At 59.1% G+C, this 15675-nt stretch carries 16 protein-coding genes; all 16 read right to left on the bottom strand.

All coding sequences use genetic code 11. The annotated features are described in order from the left end of the window. Positions 1-17 precede the first annotated feature (17 nt). A complete protein-coding gene (locus F6V30_RS12820) occupies positions 18-1742 on the bottom strand; it encodes a proline--tRNA ligase (protein WP_151157339.1) in 1725 nt (574 codons plus the stop codon). Between the two features lie 133 nt (positions 1743-1875). Next, on the bottom strand, positions 1876-2922 hold the full coding sequence (ispG, locus tag F6V30_RS12815; RefSeq protein ID WP_151157338.1) for a flavodoxin-dependent (E)-4-hydroxy-3-methylbut-2-enyl-diphosphate synthase: 1047 nt from the start codon (positions 2920-2922) through the stop codon (positions 1876-1878). A gap of 136 nt (positions 2923-3058) precedes the next feature. Continuing rightward, positions 3059-4306: a serine hydroxymethyltransferase gene (gene glyA / locus F6V30_RS12810; protein WP_151157337.1), complete on the bottom strand. Its 1248-nt coding sequence runs from the start codon at positions 4304-4306 to the stop codon at positions 3059-3061. A gap of 117 nt (positions 4307-4423) precedes the next feature. Continuing rightward, positions 4424-4876 carry a ribose 5-phosphate isomerase B gene (gene rpiB, locus F6V30_RS12805; protein ID WP_151157336.1) on the bottom strand — a complete coding sequence of 151 codons (453 nt, stop codon included), beginning with the start codon at positions 4874-4876 and terminating at the stop codon, positions 4424-4426. Position 4877: 1 nt separating this feature from the next. After that, entirely contained in the window at positions 4878-6110 is a 1233-nt protein-coding gene (gene fabF, locus F6V30_RS12800; protein ID WP_151157335.1) for a beta-ketoacyl-ACP synthase II, read from the bottom strand. Positions 6111-6206: 96 nt separating this feature from the next. Then, on the bottom strand, positions 6207-6440 hold the full coding sequence (gene acpP / locus F6V30_RS12795) for an acyl carrier protein (RefSeq protein ID WP_151157334.1): 234 nt from the start codon (positions 6438-6440) through the stop codon (positions 6207-6209). Between the two features lie 280 nt (positions 6441-6720). After that, on the bottom strand, positions 6721-7458 hold the full coding sequence (gene fabG, locus F6V30_RS12790; RefSeq protein ID WP_151157333.1) for a 3-oxoacyl-[acyl-carrier-protein] reductase: 738 nt from the start codon (positions 7456-7458) through the stop codon (positions 6721-6723). A gap of 54 nt (positions 7459-7512) precedes the next feature. After that, positions 7513-7968: a 3-hydroxyacyl-ACP dehydratase FabZ gene (gene fabZ / locus F6V30_RS12785; RefSeq protein ID WP_476739154.1), complete on the bottom strand. Its 456-nt coding sequence runs from the start codon at positions 7966-7968 to the stop codon at positions 7513-7515. Between the two features lie 2 nt (positions 7969-7970). Next, positions 7971-8897, bottom strand: coding sequence for an ACP S-malonyltransferase (gene fabD / locus F6V30_RS12780; RefSeq protein WP_151157331.1), 927 nt, complete (start codon positions 8895-8897; stop codon positions 7971-7973). 70 nt (positions 8898-8967) lie between these two features. Continuing rightward, a complete protein-coding gene (locus F6V30_RS12775; protein WP_151157330.1) occupies positions 8968-9951 on the bottom strand; it encodes a beta-ketoacyl-ACP synthase III in 984 nt (327 codons plus the stop codon). Between the two features lie 11 nt (positions 9952-9962). After that, complete coding sequence (gene plsX, locus F6V30_RS12770) at positions 9963-11000, bottom strand: phosphate acyltransferase PlsX (RefSeq protein WP_151157550.1); 1038 nt, start codon at positions 10998-11000, stop codon at positions 9963-9965. A 30-nt stretch (positions 11001-11030) separates the two neighbouring features. Then, positions 11031-11216: a 50S ribosomal protein L32 gene (gene rpmF / locus F6V30_RS12765; RefSeq protein ID WP_149305776.1), complete on the bottom strand. Its 186-nt coding sequence runs from the start codon at positions 11214-11216 to the stop codon at positions 11031-11033. Between the two features lie 48 nt (positions 11217-11264). Further along, positions 11265-11807 (bottom strand): YceD family protein, encoded by a 543-nt coding sequence (locus tag F6V30_RS12760; RefSeq protein ID WP_151157329.1) that lies wholly within the window; start codon positions 11805-11807, stop codon positions 11265-11267. Between the two features lie 102 nt (positions 11808-11909). Next, a complete protein-coding gene (gene aroE / locus F6V30_RS12755) occupies positions 11910-12773 on the bottom strand; it encodes a shikimate dehydrogenase (RefSeq protein ID WP_151157328.1) in 864 nt (287 codons plus the stop codon). A 4-nt stretch (positions 12774-12777) separates the two neighbouring features. Beyond that, the gene (locus F6V30_RS12750; protein WP_151157327.1) at positions 12778-14667 is read right to left on the bottom strand and encodes a glycosyltransferase family 117 protein; all 1890 of its coding nucleotides are present in this window, start codon (positions 14665-14667) and stop codon (positions 12778-12780) included. Continuing rightward, a complete protein-coding gene (locus F6V30_RS12745; RefSeq protein WP_151157326.1) occupies positions 14664-15674 on the bottom strand; it encodes a lysylphosphatidylglycerol synthase transmembrane domain-containing protein in 1011 nt (336 codons plus the stop codon). The genes F6V30_RS12750 and F6V30_RS12745 overlap by 4 nt, the downstream gene beginning before the upstream one ends. Position 15675 lies beyond the last annotated feature (1 nt).

Raw genomic sequence — 15675 nt, 5'->3', positions numbered from 1 at the left:
CTCATAACCGTTTAATTTCAGACCAAGGCCGCGTCGACAAGTTGCTTGATCCGGGCGATAGCCTCTTCAACCGGCAGCAGGAGCACCTCGCCGGTTTTACGGATTTTGACCTCGACCTTCCCTTCGGCCAATCCCTTGCTGCCGACCACAATGCGCAGCGGGATACCGATCAGATCGTTATCCTTGAATTTGACGCCCGGCCGTTCGTCACGGTCGTCGAACAGCGTCTCCACCCCCAATTGCTCCAGCTTTGCGTAGATTTCCTCGGCCGCGGCCATGACGCCGCCATCCTTGGCGTTCAGGGCCACAACCGAGCAATGGAAGGGCGCCAGGGGCAACGGGAAGATGATGCCGTTCTCGTCATGGTTCTGCTCGATGGCCGCGGCAACCGTCCTGCCGATGCCGATGCCGTAGCACCCCATGAAGATGACCTGCTCCTTGCCGTCGGCATCCAGGTAGGTGGCATTGAGGGCGGTGGAATACTTGGTGCCCAGCTTGAAGACATGCCCCACCTCGATACCGCGCCACATCTCAAGTTTCCCCTCCTGGCAGCGCGGGCAGGCATCGCCGGCCACGACCATGCGGATATCGGCAAAGCGCTCGACCGGGAAATCCCGTCCCGGGTTGGCATTGATGAAGTGCATATCCTTTTCATTGGCGCCCATGGCGACGTTGGTCATGCCCTCGACGACCAAGTCGGCAATAACCGTCACCTTTTCCTTGAGCCCCAGCGGGCCGAGGAACCCGATCGGCGATCCGGTGATGCGCAGGATATCCTCTTCGGTCGCCATTTCGATCTCGTCCCACCCCAGGCTGTTCTTGAGCTTGATCTCATTCAGCTCGTGGTCGCCCCGCAACAGCGCCATGACGAACTCGCCACTGCCCGAAGCGTACACCAGGGTCTTGATCGTCTTGTCGGCGGTCACTTTCAGGAAGGCCGCAACATCGGCAATGGTTTTCATGTCCGGCGTCGGGATCTTCTCCAACGGCAGCAATTCGCCACCCTGCGCCACCGGTTGCGCCGGCCGCGCCTCGGCCTTTTCCACGTTGGCGGCATAGCGGCAGGAGTCACAGGAGGCAATGCCGTCCTCACCCGAATCCGCCAGGACCATAAATTCGTGGGAGAACGACCCGCCAATGGTGCCCGAGTCCGCTTCAACGGCACGGAAATTCAGCCCGCACCGTTCAAAGATGCGGATATAGGCCTGGTACATACGGTCATAGGAGTCGTCCGCGGCGCTGCTGTCCACATCAAACGAGTAGGCGTCCTTCATGATGAATTCGCGGCCACGCATGAGGCCGAACCGGGGCCGGATCTCGTCGCGGAACTTGGTTTGGATCTGGTAGAAATTGATCGGCATCTGCCGGTAGCTCTTGATCTCGCGGCGGATCATGTCGGTGATGACCTCTTCATGGGTCGGCCCCATGCAGAACTCGCCTTCCTTGCGATCCTTGAAACGCAGCAGCTCCTTGCCATAAAAGGTCCAGCGCCCCGACTCCTGCCAGAGTTCGGCCGGTTGGACGCTCGGCATGAGCAGCTCGATGGCCCCGGCGCGGTCCATCTCCTCGCGGACGATGTTCTCGAACTTGCGGATGGAGCGCAACCCCATGGGCAGGTAATTGTAGATACCGGCCGCCAGCTTGCGGATCATGCCGGCACGGAGCATCAGTTGATGCGACACGACCTCGGCGTCGGAGGGGGTTTCCTTAACGGTGGGGATGAAATAACGGGAATAAAGCATTGTCACCTCAGAGGATGGTATAGTACATTTTTACTTCTAAAACGCCAAAGGCGGTCTCTCGCAAAGCTCACAGAGGCACAGAGAAAAACACAAGAAAAAGAATAGTGAGCGGGTGAGAGAACGGTTCAGATTCTCAGAGTTTATCGATCTCTTCGAGCAGGGCGTCGGCCAACTTGTTTTCCGGCACCTTACGGACGATCTCGCCGTTGCGGAACAGGAGCCCCTCCCCTTTTCCACCGGCAATGCCCACATCCGCCTCGCGGGCCTCTCCGGGACCGTTGACGGCGCACCCCATGACTGCGACCGTAATCCGCTTGTCCACCCCCTGGAGTCGGCGTTCGACCTCTTCGGCGACCTTGATCAGGTTGATCTGACACCGGCCGCAGGTGGGGCAGGAAACAAAATTGACGCCGCGCTGGCGCAGTCCGAGGCTTTTCAGGATCTCGTACCCTACCCTGACCTCGTCCAGCGGATCACCGGTCAGGGATACCCGCATGGTGTCGCCGATACCGTCGGCGAGCAGGATGCCGAGGCCGACCGAGGATTTGACCGTCCCGGAAAAGATGGTTCCGGCCTCGGTGATGCCGATGTGCAGGGGATAGTCAACCCGTTCCGAAAGCAGGCGGTAGGCGGAAACCGTCTTCATCACATCCGAGGCCTTAAGAGAGATCTTGATCTCCCGGTAGCCCAACTCCTCCAGGATGCGCACGTGGCCAAGGGCGGATTCCACCATGGCCTCGGCCGTGGGATGGCCAAAGCGCTCCAGCAGTTCCTTTTCGAGAGAACCGGCATTGACGCCGATTCTGATGGGCACCTGGCGTTCAGCCGCCGCCTTGACCACCTCGGCCACCTTCCACTTGTCGCCGATATTGCCCGGGTTGAGCCGCAGCCCGTCTATGCCGCCGTCAAGCACCTGCAGGGCCAGCTTGTAGTCGAAGTGGATGTCGGCGATGACCGGGATGGGGCTCTCGTGTTTGATCTTTCCCAAGGCCACGGCCGCATCCATGTCCGGAACGGCGCAACGGATGATCTCGCAGCCGCCGGCAGCCAGGCCGGCAATCTGGGCCAGGGTGGCGGCGACGTCCCGCGTATCGGTGGAACACATGGATTGGACCGCGCAGGGGGCGCCGCCACCCACGGGAACCGATCCGACTCGTATCTGTCTGGTTAGCTTTTTCATATCTGTGCATACTAGCCAAAGAGCGGGAACAAAGTCAAGGAAGACGAGAGAATCAGGCGCCCTGCCCCCCTATTCAAACAAAAAGACCCGCCGGTTGCCCGGCGGGTCCTGATCAAAAAAAGTTACGGCCCCTTCCCTACTTCAGCCGGTTGGCATAAAGCGGGAACCGCTTCATCATGGTATTGACCTGCACCTTGATGGCGGCCAGTTTTTCGTCGTTGTCGATATTGGCTACGGCATCGGCGATGAACGTAGCCACCTGCTCCATTTCCGCTTCCTTCAGGCCATGGGATGTGGCCGCCGGCGTTCCGATCCGGATACCGGAGGTGACGAACGGGGAACGGGTCTCGAAAGGAACGGTATTCTTGTTGACCGTAATGCCCGCCTTGTCCAAGGCCGCTTCAGCCGCCTTACCGGTGATTTCGGTGCCGGAGAAATCAACCAGCATCAGGTGGTTGTCGGTACCGCCGCTGGTCAGCTTGAAGCCGCGCTTCATCAACGCCCCCGCCAGAGTTTGGGCATTCTTCACGATCTGCTGCTGATAGACCTTGAACTCCGGCTGGAGGGCTTCCTTGAAAGCCACCGCCTTGGCGGCGATGACGTGCATCAACGGCCCCCCCTGGATACCGGGGAAGATCTGGGAATTCAAAGTTTTGGCGAGATCTTCACGGCAGAGAATCATGCCGCCGCGCGGGCCACGCAGGGTCTTGTGGGTGGTGGTGGTCACATAGTCGGCATAGGGGACCGGGCTGGGGTGCAGCCCTGCCGCCACCAGGCCGGCGAAGTGGGCCATGTCCACCATGACCACCGCCCCCACCTTGTCGGCAATGGCACGGAACGCCGGAAAATCAATGATGCGCGGGTAGGCGCTGGCGCCGACCACGATCATCCGCGGCTTGTGCTGTTCGGCCAGACGCTCCACCTCGGCGTAATCGATGGTCTGGGTCTCGGGAGAAACACCGTAGGGCACGATGTTGAACAGTTTCCCGGAGAAGTTGACCGGGCTGCCGTGGGTCAGATGGCCGCCGTGGGAGAGGTTCATGCCCAGGACCGTATCTCCCGGCTTGCAGGCGGCGAAATAGACCGCCATATTGGCCTGAGAGCCTGAATGGGGCTGAACATTGGCATGTTCGGCGCCGAACAGCTCCTTGGCGCGCTCGATCGCCAGATTTTCGACCACATCCACCTGGTCGCAGCCGCCATAGTAGCGTTTGCCCGGATAGCCCTCGGCGTATTTGTTGGTCAGGATGCTTCCCTGGGCCTCAAGCACCGCCTCGGAGACAAAGTTTTCCGAAGCGATCAGCTCCAGGTTGTACTCCTGACGTTCGGTCTCGTGGCGAATGGCTTCGGCAACCTGGGGGTCAAATTGGTCGAGAATCGACATGGTGTGTCTACTCCTTATGGGATGGATTCAGTCAGCAGGGGGTTGAAAAACAGGGAGCGGGACTTGTGGTCAAGTCCCGCTGTTATTTATCATTATCTCATTGTATCGAAAAGAGAATTAACTACAACGATATTTTTGTTCCAGGTGGGCGATCTTGTCCAGCCGTTTCTGATGCCGTCCTCCCTCGAAGGAGGCGTCCAGCCAGGCGGCCACCAATTCCTGGGCGGTTGTTTCGTCAATCACCCGCCCCCCCAGCACGAGGACATTGGCGTTATTATGCTCTTTTGCCATGCGGGCCATGAAGGCATCGGTCACCAGTGCGGCGCGAATACCGGGCACCTTATTGGCGGCAATGGAGATGCCGATGCCGGTCCCGCAGACCAAAATGCCGGCATCCGCCTCGCCGTGGGCGACCAGGAGCGCCACCCGCTCGGCAAAATCGGGATAATCCACCGAATCCTCCGAATTGGTGCCGGCATCGGCGACCTCGATGTCCTTGCCCTGCAGGAAGGGGATCAGAGACTGTTTCAGGCTATAGCCGCCATGGTCACTTCCCAGTGCGATTTTCATGTCAGACCTTTTTGAAAAGCAGCGAGGCGTTCGTGCCGCCGAAACCGAAGTTGTTGCTCATGGCGTACTCGATCTTGGCCTCACACGCGGTGTTGGGGGTGTAATCGAGGTCGCATTCCGGGTCCGGTTCCTCGTAGTTGATGGTCGGCGGGATCACGCCTTTCTCAAGGGCCAAACAGCTGAAAACCGCCTCGATGCCCCCGGCAGCCCCCAGGAGGTGGCCGGTCATGGACTTGGTTGAGGAAATTTTCACCTTGCCGGCATGGTTGCCAAAGACCGTCTTGATGGCCATGGTCTCGTACAAGTCGTTCATGGACGTCGAGGTGCCGTGGGCGTTGATGTAGCCAACTTGCTCAGGGTTGACGCCGGCGTTGGCGAGCGCCATTTTCATGCAGCGTGCCGCCCCTTCGCCATCCGGTGCCGGCGCGGTCAGGTGATAGGCGTCGCCGGTCAGGCCATAGCCCACGACCTCGGCATAGATCTTGGCGCCGCGTTTTTTGGCGGCCTCGTACTCCTCCAGGATCACGATACCGGCACCCTCGCCCATGACAAAGCCGTCACGGTTTTTCTCAAAGGGACGTGAGGCGGCCTGCGGGTTGTCGTTACGGTCGGAGAGCGCTTTCATGGCGGAAAACCCGCCGATGCCGAGCGGAGTTACCGTTGATTCGGTTCCCCCGGCGATCATGGCGTCGGCGTCGCCCCGTTTGATGATGTGGTAGGCATCGCCAATGGAATGGGTGGCGGTTGCGCATGCCGAAACGGATGAGATATTGGGACCCTTGGCGCCATATTTGATGGAGATGTGGCCCGGGGCAAGGTTGATGATCAACATCGGGATGAAGAAGGGGGAAATTTTCTTGTAGCCCCCTTCAAGCAGTGCCGCATGGTACTTCTCGATGGTCGGCAGCCCGCCAAGGCCGGCACCCACGAGCACCCCTACCCGCTCGGCGTTCTCATCCGTGATGGCCAGACCGGAGTCCTCCATGGCGAAGTGAGAAGCTGCCAGCGCATACTGAATAAAGAGATCCATCTTCTTGATCTCTTTCTTTTCAATGAAATCCTCGGGGTTGAAGTCCTTGACTTCACCGGCAATGCGCACCGGCATGGCCGAAGCGTCAAAGCGGGTGATCTGTGCGATGCCGGAACGGCCATTGATAAGCGCATCCCAGTTTTGGGCATTGCCGCATCCAAGAGGAGAAACGACCCCAACGCCGGTAATTACGACTCTTCTCATAATTGTATGCTCCTGGTAGATAATGACGGGGTGGAACCGGATAAACAAAAAGAGGGGAGCGTCTCCCCTCCCCTGTTTCGTCGTCGGCCTGCCGTATTAGCTGTGCTCGGTAATGTAATCGATGGCGTCCTGTACGGACTGGATCTTCTCGGCATCCTCATCGGGGATTTCGATATCGAATTCCTCTTCAAGGGCCATGACCAGTTCGACGGTATCCAGGGAATCTGCGCCCAGGTCATCCATGAAGGATGCCTCGGGAACGACCTGAGCCTCTTCCACACCCAGCTGTTCCGCAACTATTTCCTTTACTCGCTTTGCAATGTCAGACATCTTTCACCTCCGTGTTGTAGTAACCCGTAACAGGTCGTAGTCGTTTTGAGCTACAGCTTCTTAACAATGAACGAATCAAAAGTCAAAGATTTATTTGGAAAGGGTTCTTTTCCGCCCATGCGGCGTCAATCTTCAGGCTTGCTTGTGACTTCGGCCGTTGGCCTCACCCTTCGGGCGCCTTCGCGGTCCAATTTAACAAGCTAAATTGTGCGGCGTACCGATGTACGCCTCCGCGCAATCCCTTGATTTCCTTGCCTGGACGAAAAATCCCTCCTTTCCATTACATGTACATTCCGCCGTTGACGGAAAGCACATGCCCGGTGATGTAGCCGGAAGCCTCGCTGGCGAGAAAGACCACCGCATTGGCGATATCGTCGGCGCTGCCCAGACGTTCCAGGGGGATCTGGGCGGTCAGTTCGGCCCGCACCTTGTCCGAGAGGGCATCGGTCATGGCGGTGGCGATGAAGCCAGGGGCAACGGCATTGACCGTGACGTTGCGCTTGGCAAGTTCCCGGGCATTGGACTTGGTAAGCCCGATCAGACCGGCTTTGCTGGCGCAGTAGTTCGCCTGGCCCGCATTACCCATCTGGCCGACCACCGAGGCGATGTTGATGATCCGGCCGTAACGCTGCTTGGACATGACCTTGAACGCGGCACGGGTGCACAGGAACGCCCCCTTCAGGTTGACCGTAAGCACGGCATCCCAATCCTCCTCCTTCATCCGCATGAGAAGGCCGTCACGGGTAATGCCGGCGTTGTTCACCAGAATATCGACCCGTCCGAAGGCTTCCACGGCGGCATCGATCATCCGTTCCACATCCGCAGGTACGGTAACGTTCCCCACGACCCCCAGGGCGTTCCCGCCGGCAGCCTTCAATTCGGCGACAACGGCATCGGTTGCGGCCTGGTCCATGTCAACGGCAACGATCGTAGCGCCTTGTGCGGCCAGCGCCAGGGCGATGCTCCGGCCTATTCCACGGGATGCACCCGTGATGACAGCTATTCTGTCCTTTGGCATCAGCTACTCCTTTCTTCTTTCAGCAGCGCAGGACGCTGAAGTGAGTACATGTATCTATTTATCGGCAAACGTGGCCATCAAGTCCGCCGCGGCGGCAAGCTTGTCCGCTACCAGCACCTTGCCGGCAAACTTCCATATGCCCCGCTTACAGCCGACAGCCTCAAGTTCAAGGCGGAGCTGGTCGCCGGGAAAAACCGGTTTGCGAAAACGTGCATTGTCGATACCCACGAAATAGGTGACCTTGGAGCGGGCGCTCTCGTCGGACGAGACATAGGCCAGGACGGCGGCTACCTGGGCCATGGCCTCGACGAGCAGGACCCCCGGCATGACCGGATGGCCGGGAAAGTGCCCTTGGAAGAACGGCTCGTTGATGGTGACATTCTTGATGCCGACGATACGCTTGCCCGTTTCCACTTCTTCAATGCGATCCACCAACAGGAAAGGGTAGCGGTGCGGCAAGATCTTCATGATGTCGTTGCAATCGAGCATAGCTTCCCCGTGAGTGATCATGCTTACTCGGTCAGCGTCTTCAGGCCGGCACAATCCTCAATGTTTGCTGTTTCCACCTCTTTTGAAATCCGCTTCACCAACCCCGACAGAACCTTCCCGGGACCGATCTCCACAAACCGCGTAACCCCCTGTTCGATCATACCCGTCACCGACTGCTGCCATAAAACCGGAGCGCAGACCTGGGTCACCAGGAGCGGCTTGACGCGGTTACTGTCGGCATTCGGGGCGGCATCGGCGTTGGCGACCACCGGCAGGGTCATCGGGTTGGCCGGTACGGTCTCCAGCACCCCGGCGAGCCGTTCGGCAGCCGGCAGCATAAGGGTGCAATGGAACGGGGCGCTGACCGGCAGCAACAGGGTTTTGCGGAAGCCGCGCCCCTTGGCGATCTCAATGGCGCGCCCCACGGCGCCGCTGTGGCCGGCGATCACGATCTGGCCGGGCGAATTGAAGTTGGCCGGCGCAACGACCTCTCCCTGAGCCGCCTCGCGGCAGATATCCTCGAGCACCTCGCGCTCGATGCCCAGCATGGCAGCCATGGAGCCGGTGCCGACCGGCACCGCTTCCTGCATGAAGGTTCCCCGTGCCCGGACGGTCCTGACGGCATCGGCAAAGCCAAGCGCCCCGGAACAGACCAAGGCCGAATACTCGCCCAGGGAGTGACCGGCCAGATAGTCGGCCCGGAGGCCGGTTTCCTGCTCGACCACCCGCAGGATGGCGATGCTGGCGGTCAGGATGGCCGGTTGGGTCGTGGCGGTCAGCTTCAATTCTTCTTCGCTGCCGCTGAAGCAGGTGGCGGACAGCTTCATGCCGAGGGCGTCGTCGGCTTCTTCGAAGACCCGGCGGGCAACGGGAAAGGCCTCGGCCAACTCTTTGCCCATCCCCGGATATTGCGACCCCTGTCCAGGGAATATGAAAGCGGTTTTACTCATGAGAAACACCTTTCGATGAATAAAAAATCCTTTTTTCCCGCGTCTGATCCGTATTCGAGTGGGGAACAGTCTACCAGCGTACCAGGGCGGAACCGTAGGTAAAGCCTCCGCCAAAGGCATCCATCAAGATGATGTCGCCGGCCTTGATGGCGCCGGAACGGTTTGCCTCGTCGAGGGCGATCGGAATTGATGCGGCCGACGTGTTGCCATAATGGTGAAGATTCACAAACACCCGTTCCTCGGGAAGCCCCAGGCGTTTGGCGGTTGCGTCGATGATGCGGCGATTGGCCTGGTGGGGAATGAGCAGCGATATATCGGAAGGCGACATGGCGTTTGCCGTAAGGGCGGCGGTGGCGGCCTCTTCCATGGCCCGCACGGCGTGTTTGAAAACGTCGTTTCCCTCCATACGGATATAATAGAGGCGCTCATCGATGGTGCGCGGATTGGAAGCGGGGTTCCTGCTCCCGGCGCCGGGCAGGTAGAGCTGGTCCCAGTGGGAGCCGTTACTGAATATGTGGGTGGAGAGGATGCCGTTCTCACCCTCGCAGGCCTCCACGACCGCGGCTCCGGCACCGTCTCCGAAGAGGATGCAGGTGTTGCGGTCGCTCCAGTCGACCACGCGCGACAAGACCTCGGCTCCGATGACCAGGGCCTTCTTTGCCATGCCGCTGCGGATATAGGTCGTGGCGATGGACAGGGCGTACAGAAAGCCGGAGCAGGCGGCAGAGAGATCGAACGCCGTTGCCTTATGCGCCCCAAGTTCCTTTTGCAGGATGCATGCGGTTGCCGGAAAAGGGAAATCGGGGGTCACGGTGCCGAGGATGATCAGATCGAGCTCATCTGCTTCGATCCCGGCCATGGCAAGGGCACGTCTGCCGGCTTCGGCGGCAAAGGTAGAGGTATATTCACCCTCGACGGCGATTCGGCGTTCTTTGATGCCGGTCCGGGTGGTAATCCATTCGTCGCTGGTTTCAACCATCTGTTCCAGGTCGCGATTGGTAAGAATTTTATCCGGCAGAGAGGAACCGGTTCCGGTTATCCGCGCTCCCGACATGGTATGCTCCTTCATGCGACCGCCTGCGGTTTCAGGTTGTCGCGCTGCATGTTGACCATGCTGTTTTCCGACAGTTTTTCCGCCACCCGTTCGGTGACACCGCTTTTGGCGTAGTCATGGGCAAAGCGTACGGCGTTTTTGATCGCCTTGACGTTGGAACCGCCGTGACAGATCATGCCCACGCCATTGATGCCCAGCAAGGGAGCACCGCCGTATTCGGCATAGTCAACGATCTTTTTGAAACGGCGGAATGCGCCGTGCACGAAGAGATACCCGAGTTTCGACACCCAGCTCTTGACGATCTCTTCCTTTAACATCCTGGCCGCCGCTTCCGCAAGCCCCTCGGACAGCTTGAGCACGACATTCCCCACAAAACCGTCGCAGACGACCACCTCCACCGTGCCTTTGAAGATGTCGCGCCCCTCCACATAGCCAGCGTAATTGAGCGACGTTTCCCGCAGGATGGCGTTGGTTTCACGGGTCAGTTCGTTGCCCTTGGAATCCTCCTCGCCGTTGGACAGCAAACCGACCGCCGGATTGGTGATCCCCATGGCATAGTGGGCGTAGACCTCGCCCATGATGGCGAACTGGGCCAGGTGTTGCGGTTTGCAGTCAACGTTGCCGCCCACATCCAGCACGAGGGTCTGTCCCTTGATGGTAGGAAAAATCTGGGCGATGGCAGGCCGCTCGATACCGTTGATACGCTTGAGCACGACCATGCCCGCCGCCATGGTGGCACCGGAGTTTCCGGCGCTGACCGCAGCGCAGGCCTTACCCTCCTTGACCAGTTCGAACGCCAGACGTACGGAAGAATTTTTCTTCTTGCGGACGGCATCGGAGGCTGAGTCGTGCATCCCCACGACTTCACTGGCATGGAAGATGTCGATGTCCAGACCGTGAGTCTGATGCTTGGTCAATTCGGCCTCAAGCCTGGCACGATCGCCCACCAGGGTTATTGCTATCCCAAACTCACGGCAAGCGGCAACGGCTCCGGCGACTTCCACGGATGGGGCATTATCCCCCCCCATTGCGTCAACGGCAACTCTCATCATTCCCGGTAGTAACACGGATGGCTGCGCTTACTGGGCCGAAGAGAGATCGATGACTTCTTTGCCCTTGTACGTGCCACACGTCGGACATACGCGGTGGGGAAGTTTGGGGGATTTGCACTGGGGGCAGGTCGAAACCGACTGGGTCGTCAGGAAATCGTGAGCCCTTCTCATATTTTTCCGGGATTTGGAGGTTTTCTTCTTGGGTACTGCCATGTCGATTCTCCTTTTTTCGGTGGAACGGCAACGCCGTCACCTTGGTAATTATCGGGAAACCTTGAAATCCTTCAGGGCGCTGAACTTGAAATTAACGTCATCGCTCCCGCAGGAACAGTCTCCCTGGTTCAGGTCTATCCCGCATGTCGGGCACAACCCCTTACATGTTTCACTGCAAAGCGGCTTGAACGGAACCTCCATGGCGACCTGTTCTTCGATTTCATGGGTAAGATCTATCTCGTCGCCGCTGTAGGTGGCCGAGACAAGGTCCTGATCATTCAACTCGGTCTCTTCTTCATCGCTTTCCTGGCTTGCCGGGCCTTTGCGGAAAAAAATCGTAAAGTTCGATCCGATCTGCGTTCCATAGGGCGCGAGGCAACGGGAGCAGGTAAATGTTGCCGGCACCGTGACGTTGCCCACAATCCGCAGATGGTCGTATTCGCGCACGGCACTGATCCGGCCCCTGACAGGGCCATTGAAAATGCACGTCCCGTCGGCCTGCATCCCCGAAAGCACCGGAAAGGTATCCACCGGCTCATCTACCTCTATAGTAAGCGCTTTCTCCTGAATATGGTCAACACTGATTTTCATGTATCAATCCGCAGCCATCGCCAAATAACAGCGCTTAAAATAGAAAGCTAGTTAGTATATGCAACGCGACCGGTTTGTCAAGACAATTGCAAATAAAGCGAGTCAGGCTGCGCATATTTCGGTCAGAATACGCTTCATCAGACCCGGCGGCGGCATCTTTCCGGTCCAGATGCGGAAAGCCAACTCCCCCTGGGCCGCCAGCATCCCCAGCCCGTTGGCGTGGCGCAAGCCCAGCCGCCGGGCTTCCTGGAGCAACGGCGTGACCGGCGGCGCATAGACCATATCGTAGACCACGCAGGTTGGGGGCAACGCCCCAAGGTCGAGACCTGCAATGACTTCGTTGTTCATGCCCAGCGACGTGGTATTCACCACCAGTCCGGCCTCATGGAGCGAAGTCGTCATCTGTTCGCCGTATTCAGCGACCATGAGGGCGACGCCCGGGTAACGCTCCGCCATGGCGGCAACCAAGGCCGCGGCCCTATCCTTGCTGCGATTGGCGACGATGACCCGCCGGGCGCCGGCCCGGCAGATGGCGGCCACGGCGCCGCGGGCCGCGCCACCGGCGCCGATGATGACGACCGTGCTCCGCTCGGGAAGAAAGGCGCATTCCTCGGCCAGCGATCTGACCAGTCCGTCGCCATCGGTGTTGTAGCCTATCAGGCGGCCATCCTCGTTGTTGACGGTGTTGACGGCCCCCGCAGCAGCGGCGCTTTCGTCGAGTCCATCAAGGTACGGTATGATGCCGACTTTGTGGGGGATGGTCACGTTAGCCCCCCTGACGCCGAGGGCGCGCAGGCCGGCGACAGCCTCACCCAGCTCTTCCGGCCGGACATCGAACGGGACATAGACCCCGTCAAGGCCGCCCGCTTGCATGGCTGCATTCTGCATGGCCGGGGAAAGGGAATGGCGCACGGGGTGCCCGATAATGCCGAAAACCTTGCTGGCTCCGCTCAGAGAGACAACCACGCCGTCACCTCGCCATGCCGTAGCGCATGAGCACCTGCTGGATATTGGGCTTCATCTCGGGCGAGATCTGTCCCGCCATGGTCAGCATCCGCATCCCCTCCGTGGGCCGGCCCACACTGAACAGAAAATCGCCGGCCTCAAGATAGCTGTTGGCATAGATCAGGATCGCCTTGCCGGTATCCAGATCCAGGAAAGATATCTTCTCCAGAATCCCCCGGTTGTTGTAATTTTCCCAAACGGAGATGTCCGGCAGTCCCCCGGGTTCCGAACTGCGGCGCATACGGTAGACAAGCCCTTTTTGGACCGGTATGAATTCACTGGACGTGATCGAGTAACGGGTCGAAAAATCTATATACACCGGCCGTTGGCCGATCTGTTCGGCAATGGCCATGCGCAGGCAGGCTTCGGGGTCCATGGCCTGAACATCCATTCTTTTCAGGGCGGAATTCCGGAATACCCGCGGCATGGAGTCAAGATACCAGCCGAACACCAGATGGGGCGTATGGGGCAGGTCCACATCCTCGCGCATCCGCTCAACCCCTTGCAGATACCAGAGCGGGAAGGCGCCGCTGTCGCCCCAGGTGAACATGATCGTATTCTGGGGCAGTGACCGCAGGGAGTTAGTGGCATAATCGTAGGCGATATAGTTGTCGTGCTGGTCGTTCTCGTAATAGTTCACGGCGCACAGGGATACCGGCAGCGCAAAAAACATCACCGCCACCAGGAGATACACCCGCAGGTCGTAGCGTTCGGGAAGTTTTGCCCTGTGCAGCGCAAATCCGAGCAGGTGAAACAACCCGATACCGATCAGCACGGCGGTCAACAGATAGAGCGGGGTAAAGAACTCCTCGGTCAGGAAGATGGTTTCATTCGGCGTATTGAAGTACCCGGCGATGACGGCAAGAAACGTAATAACGCCGGCGAGATAGACGATAACCACCTCCCGCTGCCGCCGCCAGAGGCAAACCAGGGCCAGGATCGCCAACGCCCCCCCCAGCCAAGTGAATTCGTGGGGGATGTTGAATGCCTTGATTTGAGCCCACCACAAAGAGGCGTCGCGCGTATGGGGCTCGGCCGGGTACCCTTTGCGCAGGAAATGCCACATGAATTGCCCATAGGTTTTGGGGTCGCCCCAGTTCAGGAGGGGATTCTGGGTTGCCCGCAACGGCAGGTAGAGGTGTATGGAAAACCCCAGCAGGGCAAAGGCCGTGGCCAGGATCAATTCCTTGACCCTCAGAACCATGCGCCAGTCAGTCAGCACAATCAGCAAAAACCATGACGGCAGGAGCAGAACGACCGACTGGTGGGCCGCCATGCTCATCCCGGCCAGAAAGGTGCACGCATAGACATAGGCCGGCCGTTCACTGCCGTTTTGGTAATGCTCGCGCCACTTCCACAGCAGGAGAAAAATAACCGCCGTGATAAAGGCGAGCAGGGGATAAGGCTTATCGTGATTGGATTGGAGCCAGAGCCGCGGGGTGACGCCGAAGGCGAGTGCTGCGGCCAGTCCAGCGCCTTTGACGGCAAAACCGGCAAAACGCTCCTGTTCCACAATCCGCTCGTCCTTGAGGATGCGGAGCGTGAGCAGGTAAACGCTCATGCAGGCCAGGGATGACGAAAAGGCCGTGGCCATATTGATGCGAAAGGCGATATTGCCGAACGGCAGCCAGGTAAAAGGCTTGGCATACATGAGAAACAGGGGGTAGCCGGGCGAGTGGGCCGACCCCAGGGCGTAGGAGGCGGTCAGAAATTCACCGCTGTCGAAAAAAGTCACCGAGGGGGCCAGGGTCGCCATGTAGAGCCCGAACGGTATGGCGAAGGCCAGAATCAGATAGGGGTCCACGCCTTCCGGGAGAAGAAATTTCCAAAAAACGAACGAGAATTTTTTCTTCATGAAGCCTCACCAGCCTTTCGAACCGAATTAAGCGATATTCCGCCGCTCCAGAGGTGGTAAAATCCGGCGATGATAACCGGGAAAAAAGCCGTGCCGTGAATGATCAGGGCGATGCTGACCGAGGTGACGTCGGCAATGCCGAAAGCCGAAAGCCCCTTGAAACAGGCATAATGGTAGGTGCCGATAAAGCCGGGTGAGGCCGGCACCATGACGGCAAACACCAGCAACACCAGAATGAACATGGAGGCGGTAATGGGGAGATGAATGCCGAACCCCCGAAGCGCCATGTCCACCGGCAGCACCGCAAACATCCAGATGAAAAACGATGACGCCAGAACGGCCAGGATATGCCCCCCCTTGCCGGACAAACGGATGCCGGTGATGAACGACCCCAACAGCGGGATGAGATGCCCGCTCACCCTTTGGGGAAACGGTTTCAGCAGCCACGCCACCAGATTAAGGGTCCTCATGGTCTGCCGCTTCAGCAGATAGAGGAACACGAGCACGCCGCAGTAGAGCAGGAACATGGCCACACCGCCGGCCCGCAGCGCCGTTTCGGCGTCGGCCATGTTGCCGGGCAGGCGCAGAGTGAACAGGGTCGCCAGAAGGATCAGGAGCACCGTGAATCCGTCGAACAGCCGGTCAATGACCAGGGACGCGAAGACCGCCGGCGTCTCCAACCCCTCGCGCCGGGCCAGGACATAGGCGCGCACGAACTCCCCCAGTCGGGCCGGGAGCAGGTTGTTGGCCATATAACCGATGATGGTTGCCGGATAGAGCGATGCCAGCGGAATCGCTTTTTCGGAGATCAGCAGGTAATGCCAGCGCACCGCCCGCAGGAAATAACTGACAAAGGTGAACAGCACCGCCAGCGCGATATAGCGGTAATCCACCATCCGCAGGGCCGCGCCCAGTTGCTGGAAATTGATTTTCCTGAAGAGCAGCGCCATGAAAAAGACGCTGATGCCGATCCCCAGCCAGAACTTCACATCAAAGGTGCGTTTCACG

Source organism: Oryzomonas sagensis (assembly GCF_008802355.1).
GTDB lineage: Bacteria > Desulfobacterota > Desulfuromonadia > Geobacterales > Pseudopelobacteraceae > Oryzomonas > Oryzomonas sagensis.
The sequence above is the reverse complement of the archived record's forward strand: the minus strand, read 5'-3'. Positions and strand labels throughout refer to the sequence as shown.

Coding starts and splice junctions, on each gene's coding strand:
- F6V30_RS12820 (WP_151157339.1), bottom strand. CDS start 1,742: ATGCTTTATTCCCGTTATTTCATCCCCACCGTTAAGGAAACCCCCTCC.
- ispG (WP_151157338.1), bottom strand. CDS start 2,922: ATGAAAAAGCTAACCAGACAGATACGAGTCGGATCGGTTCCCGTGGGT.
- glyA (WP_151157337.1), bottom strand. CDS start 4,306: ATGTCGATTCTCGACCAATTTGACCCCCAGGTTGCCGAAGCCATTCGC.
- rpiB (WP_151157336.1), bottom strand. CDS start 4,876: ATGAAAATCGCACTGGGAAGTGACCATGGCGGCTATAGCCTGAAACAG.
- fabF (WP_151157335.1), bottom strand. CDS start 6,110: ATGAGAAGAGTCGTAATTACCGGCGTTGGGGTCGTTTCTCCTCTTGGA.
- acpP (WP_151157334.1), bottom strand. CDS start 6,440: ATGTCTGACATTGCAAAGCGAGTAAAGGAAATAGTTGCGGAACAGCTG.
- fabG (WP_151157333.1), bottom strand. CDS start 7,458: ATGCCAAAGGACAGAATAGCTGTCATCACGGGTGCATCCCGTGGAATA.
- fabZ (WP_476739154.1), bottom strand. CDS start 7,968: ATGATCACTCACGGGGAAGCTATGCTCGATTGCAACGACATCATGAAG.
- fabD (WP_151157331.1), bottom strand. CDS start 8,897: ATGAGTAAAACCGCTTTCATATTCCCTGGACAGGGGTCGCAATATCCG.
- F6V30_RS12775 (WP_151157330.1), bottom strand. CDS start 9,951: ATGTCGGGAGCGCGGATAACCGGAACCGGTTCCTCTCTGCCGGATAAA.
- plsX (WP_151157550.1), bottom strand. CDS start 11,000: ATGAGAGTTGCCGTTGACGCAATGGGGGGGGATAATGCCCCATCCGTG.
- rpmF (WP_149305776.1), bottom strand. CDS start 11,216: ATGGCAGTACCCAAGAAGAAAACCTCCAAATCCCGGAAAAATATGAGA.
- F6V30_RS12760 (WP_151157329.1), bottom strand. CDS start 11,807: ATGAAAATCAGTGTTGACCATATTCAGGAGAAAGCGCTTACTATAGAG.
- F6V30_RS12750 (WP_151157327.1), bottom strand. CDS start 14,667: ATGAAGAAAAAATTCTCGTTCGTTTTTTGGAAATTTCTTCTCCCGGAA.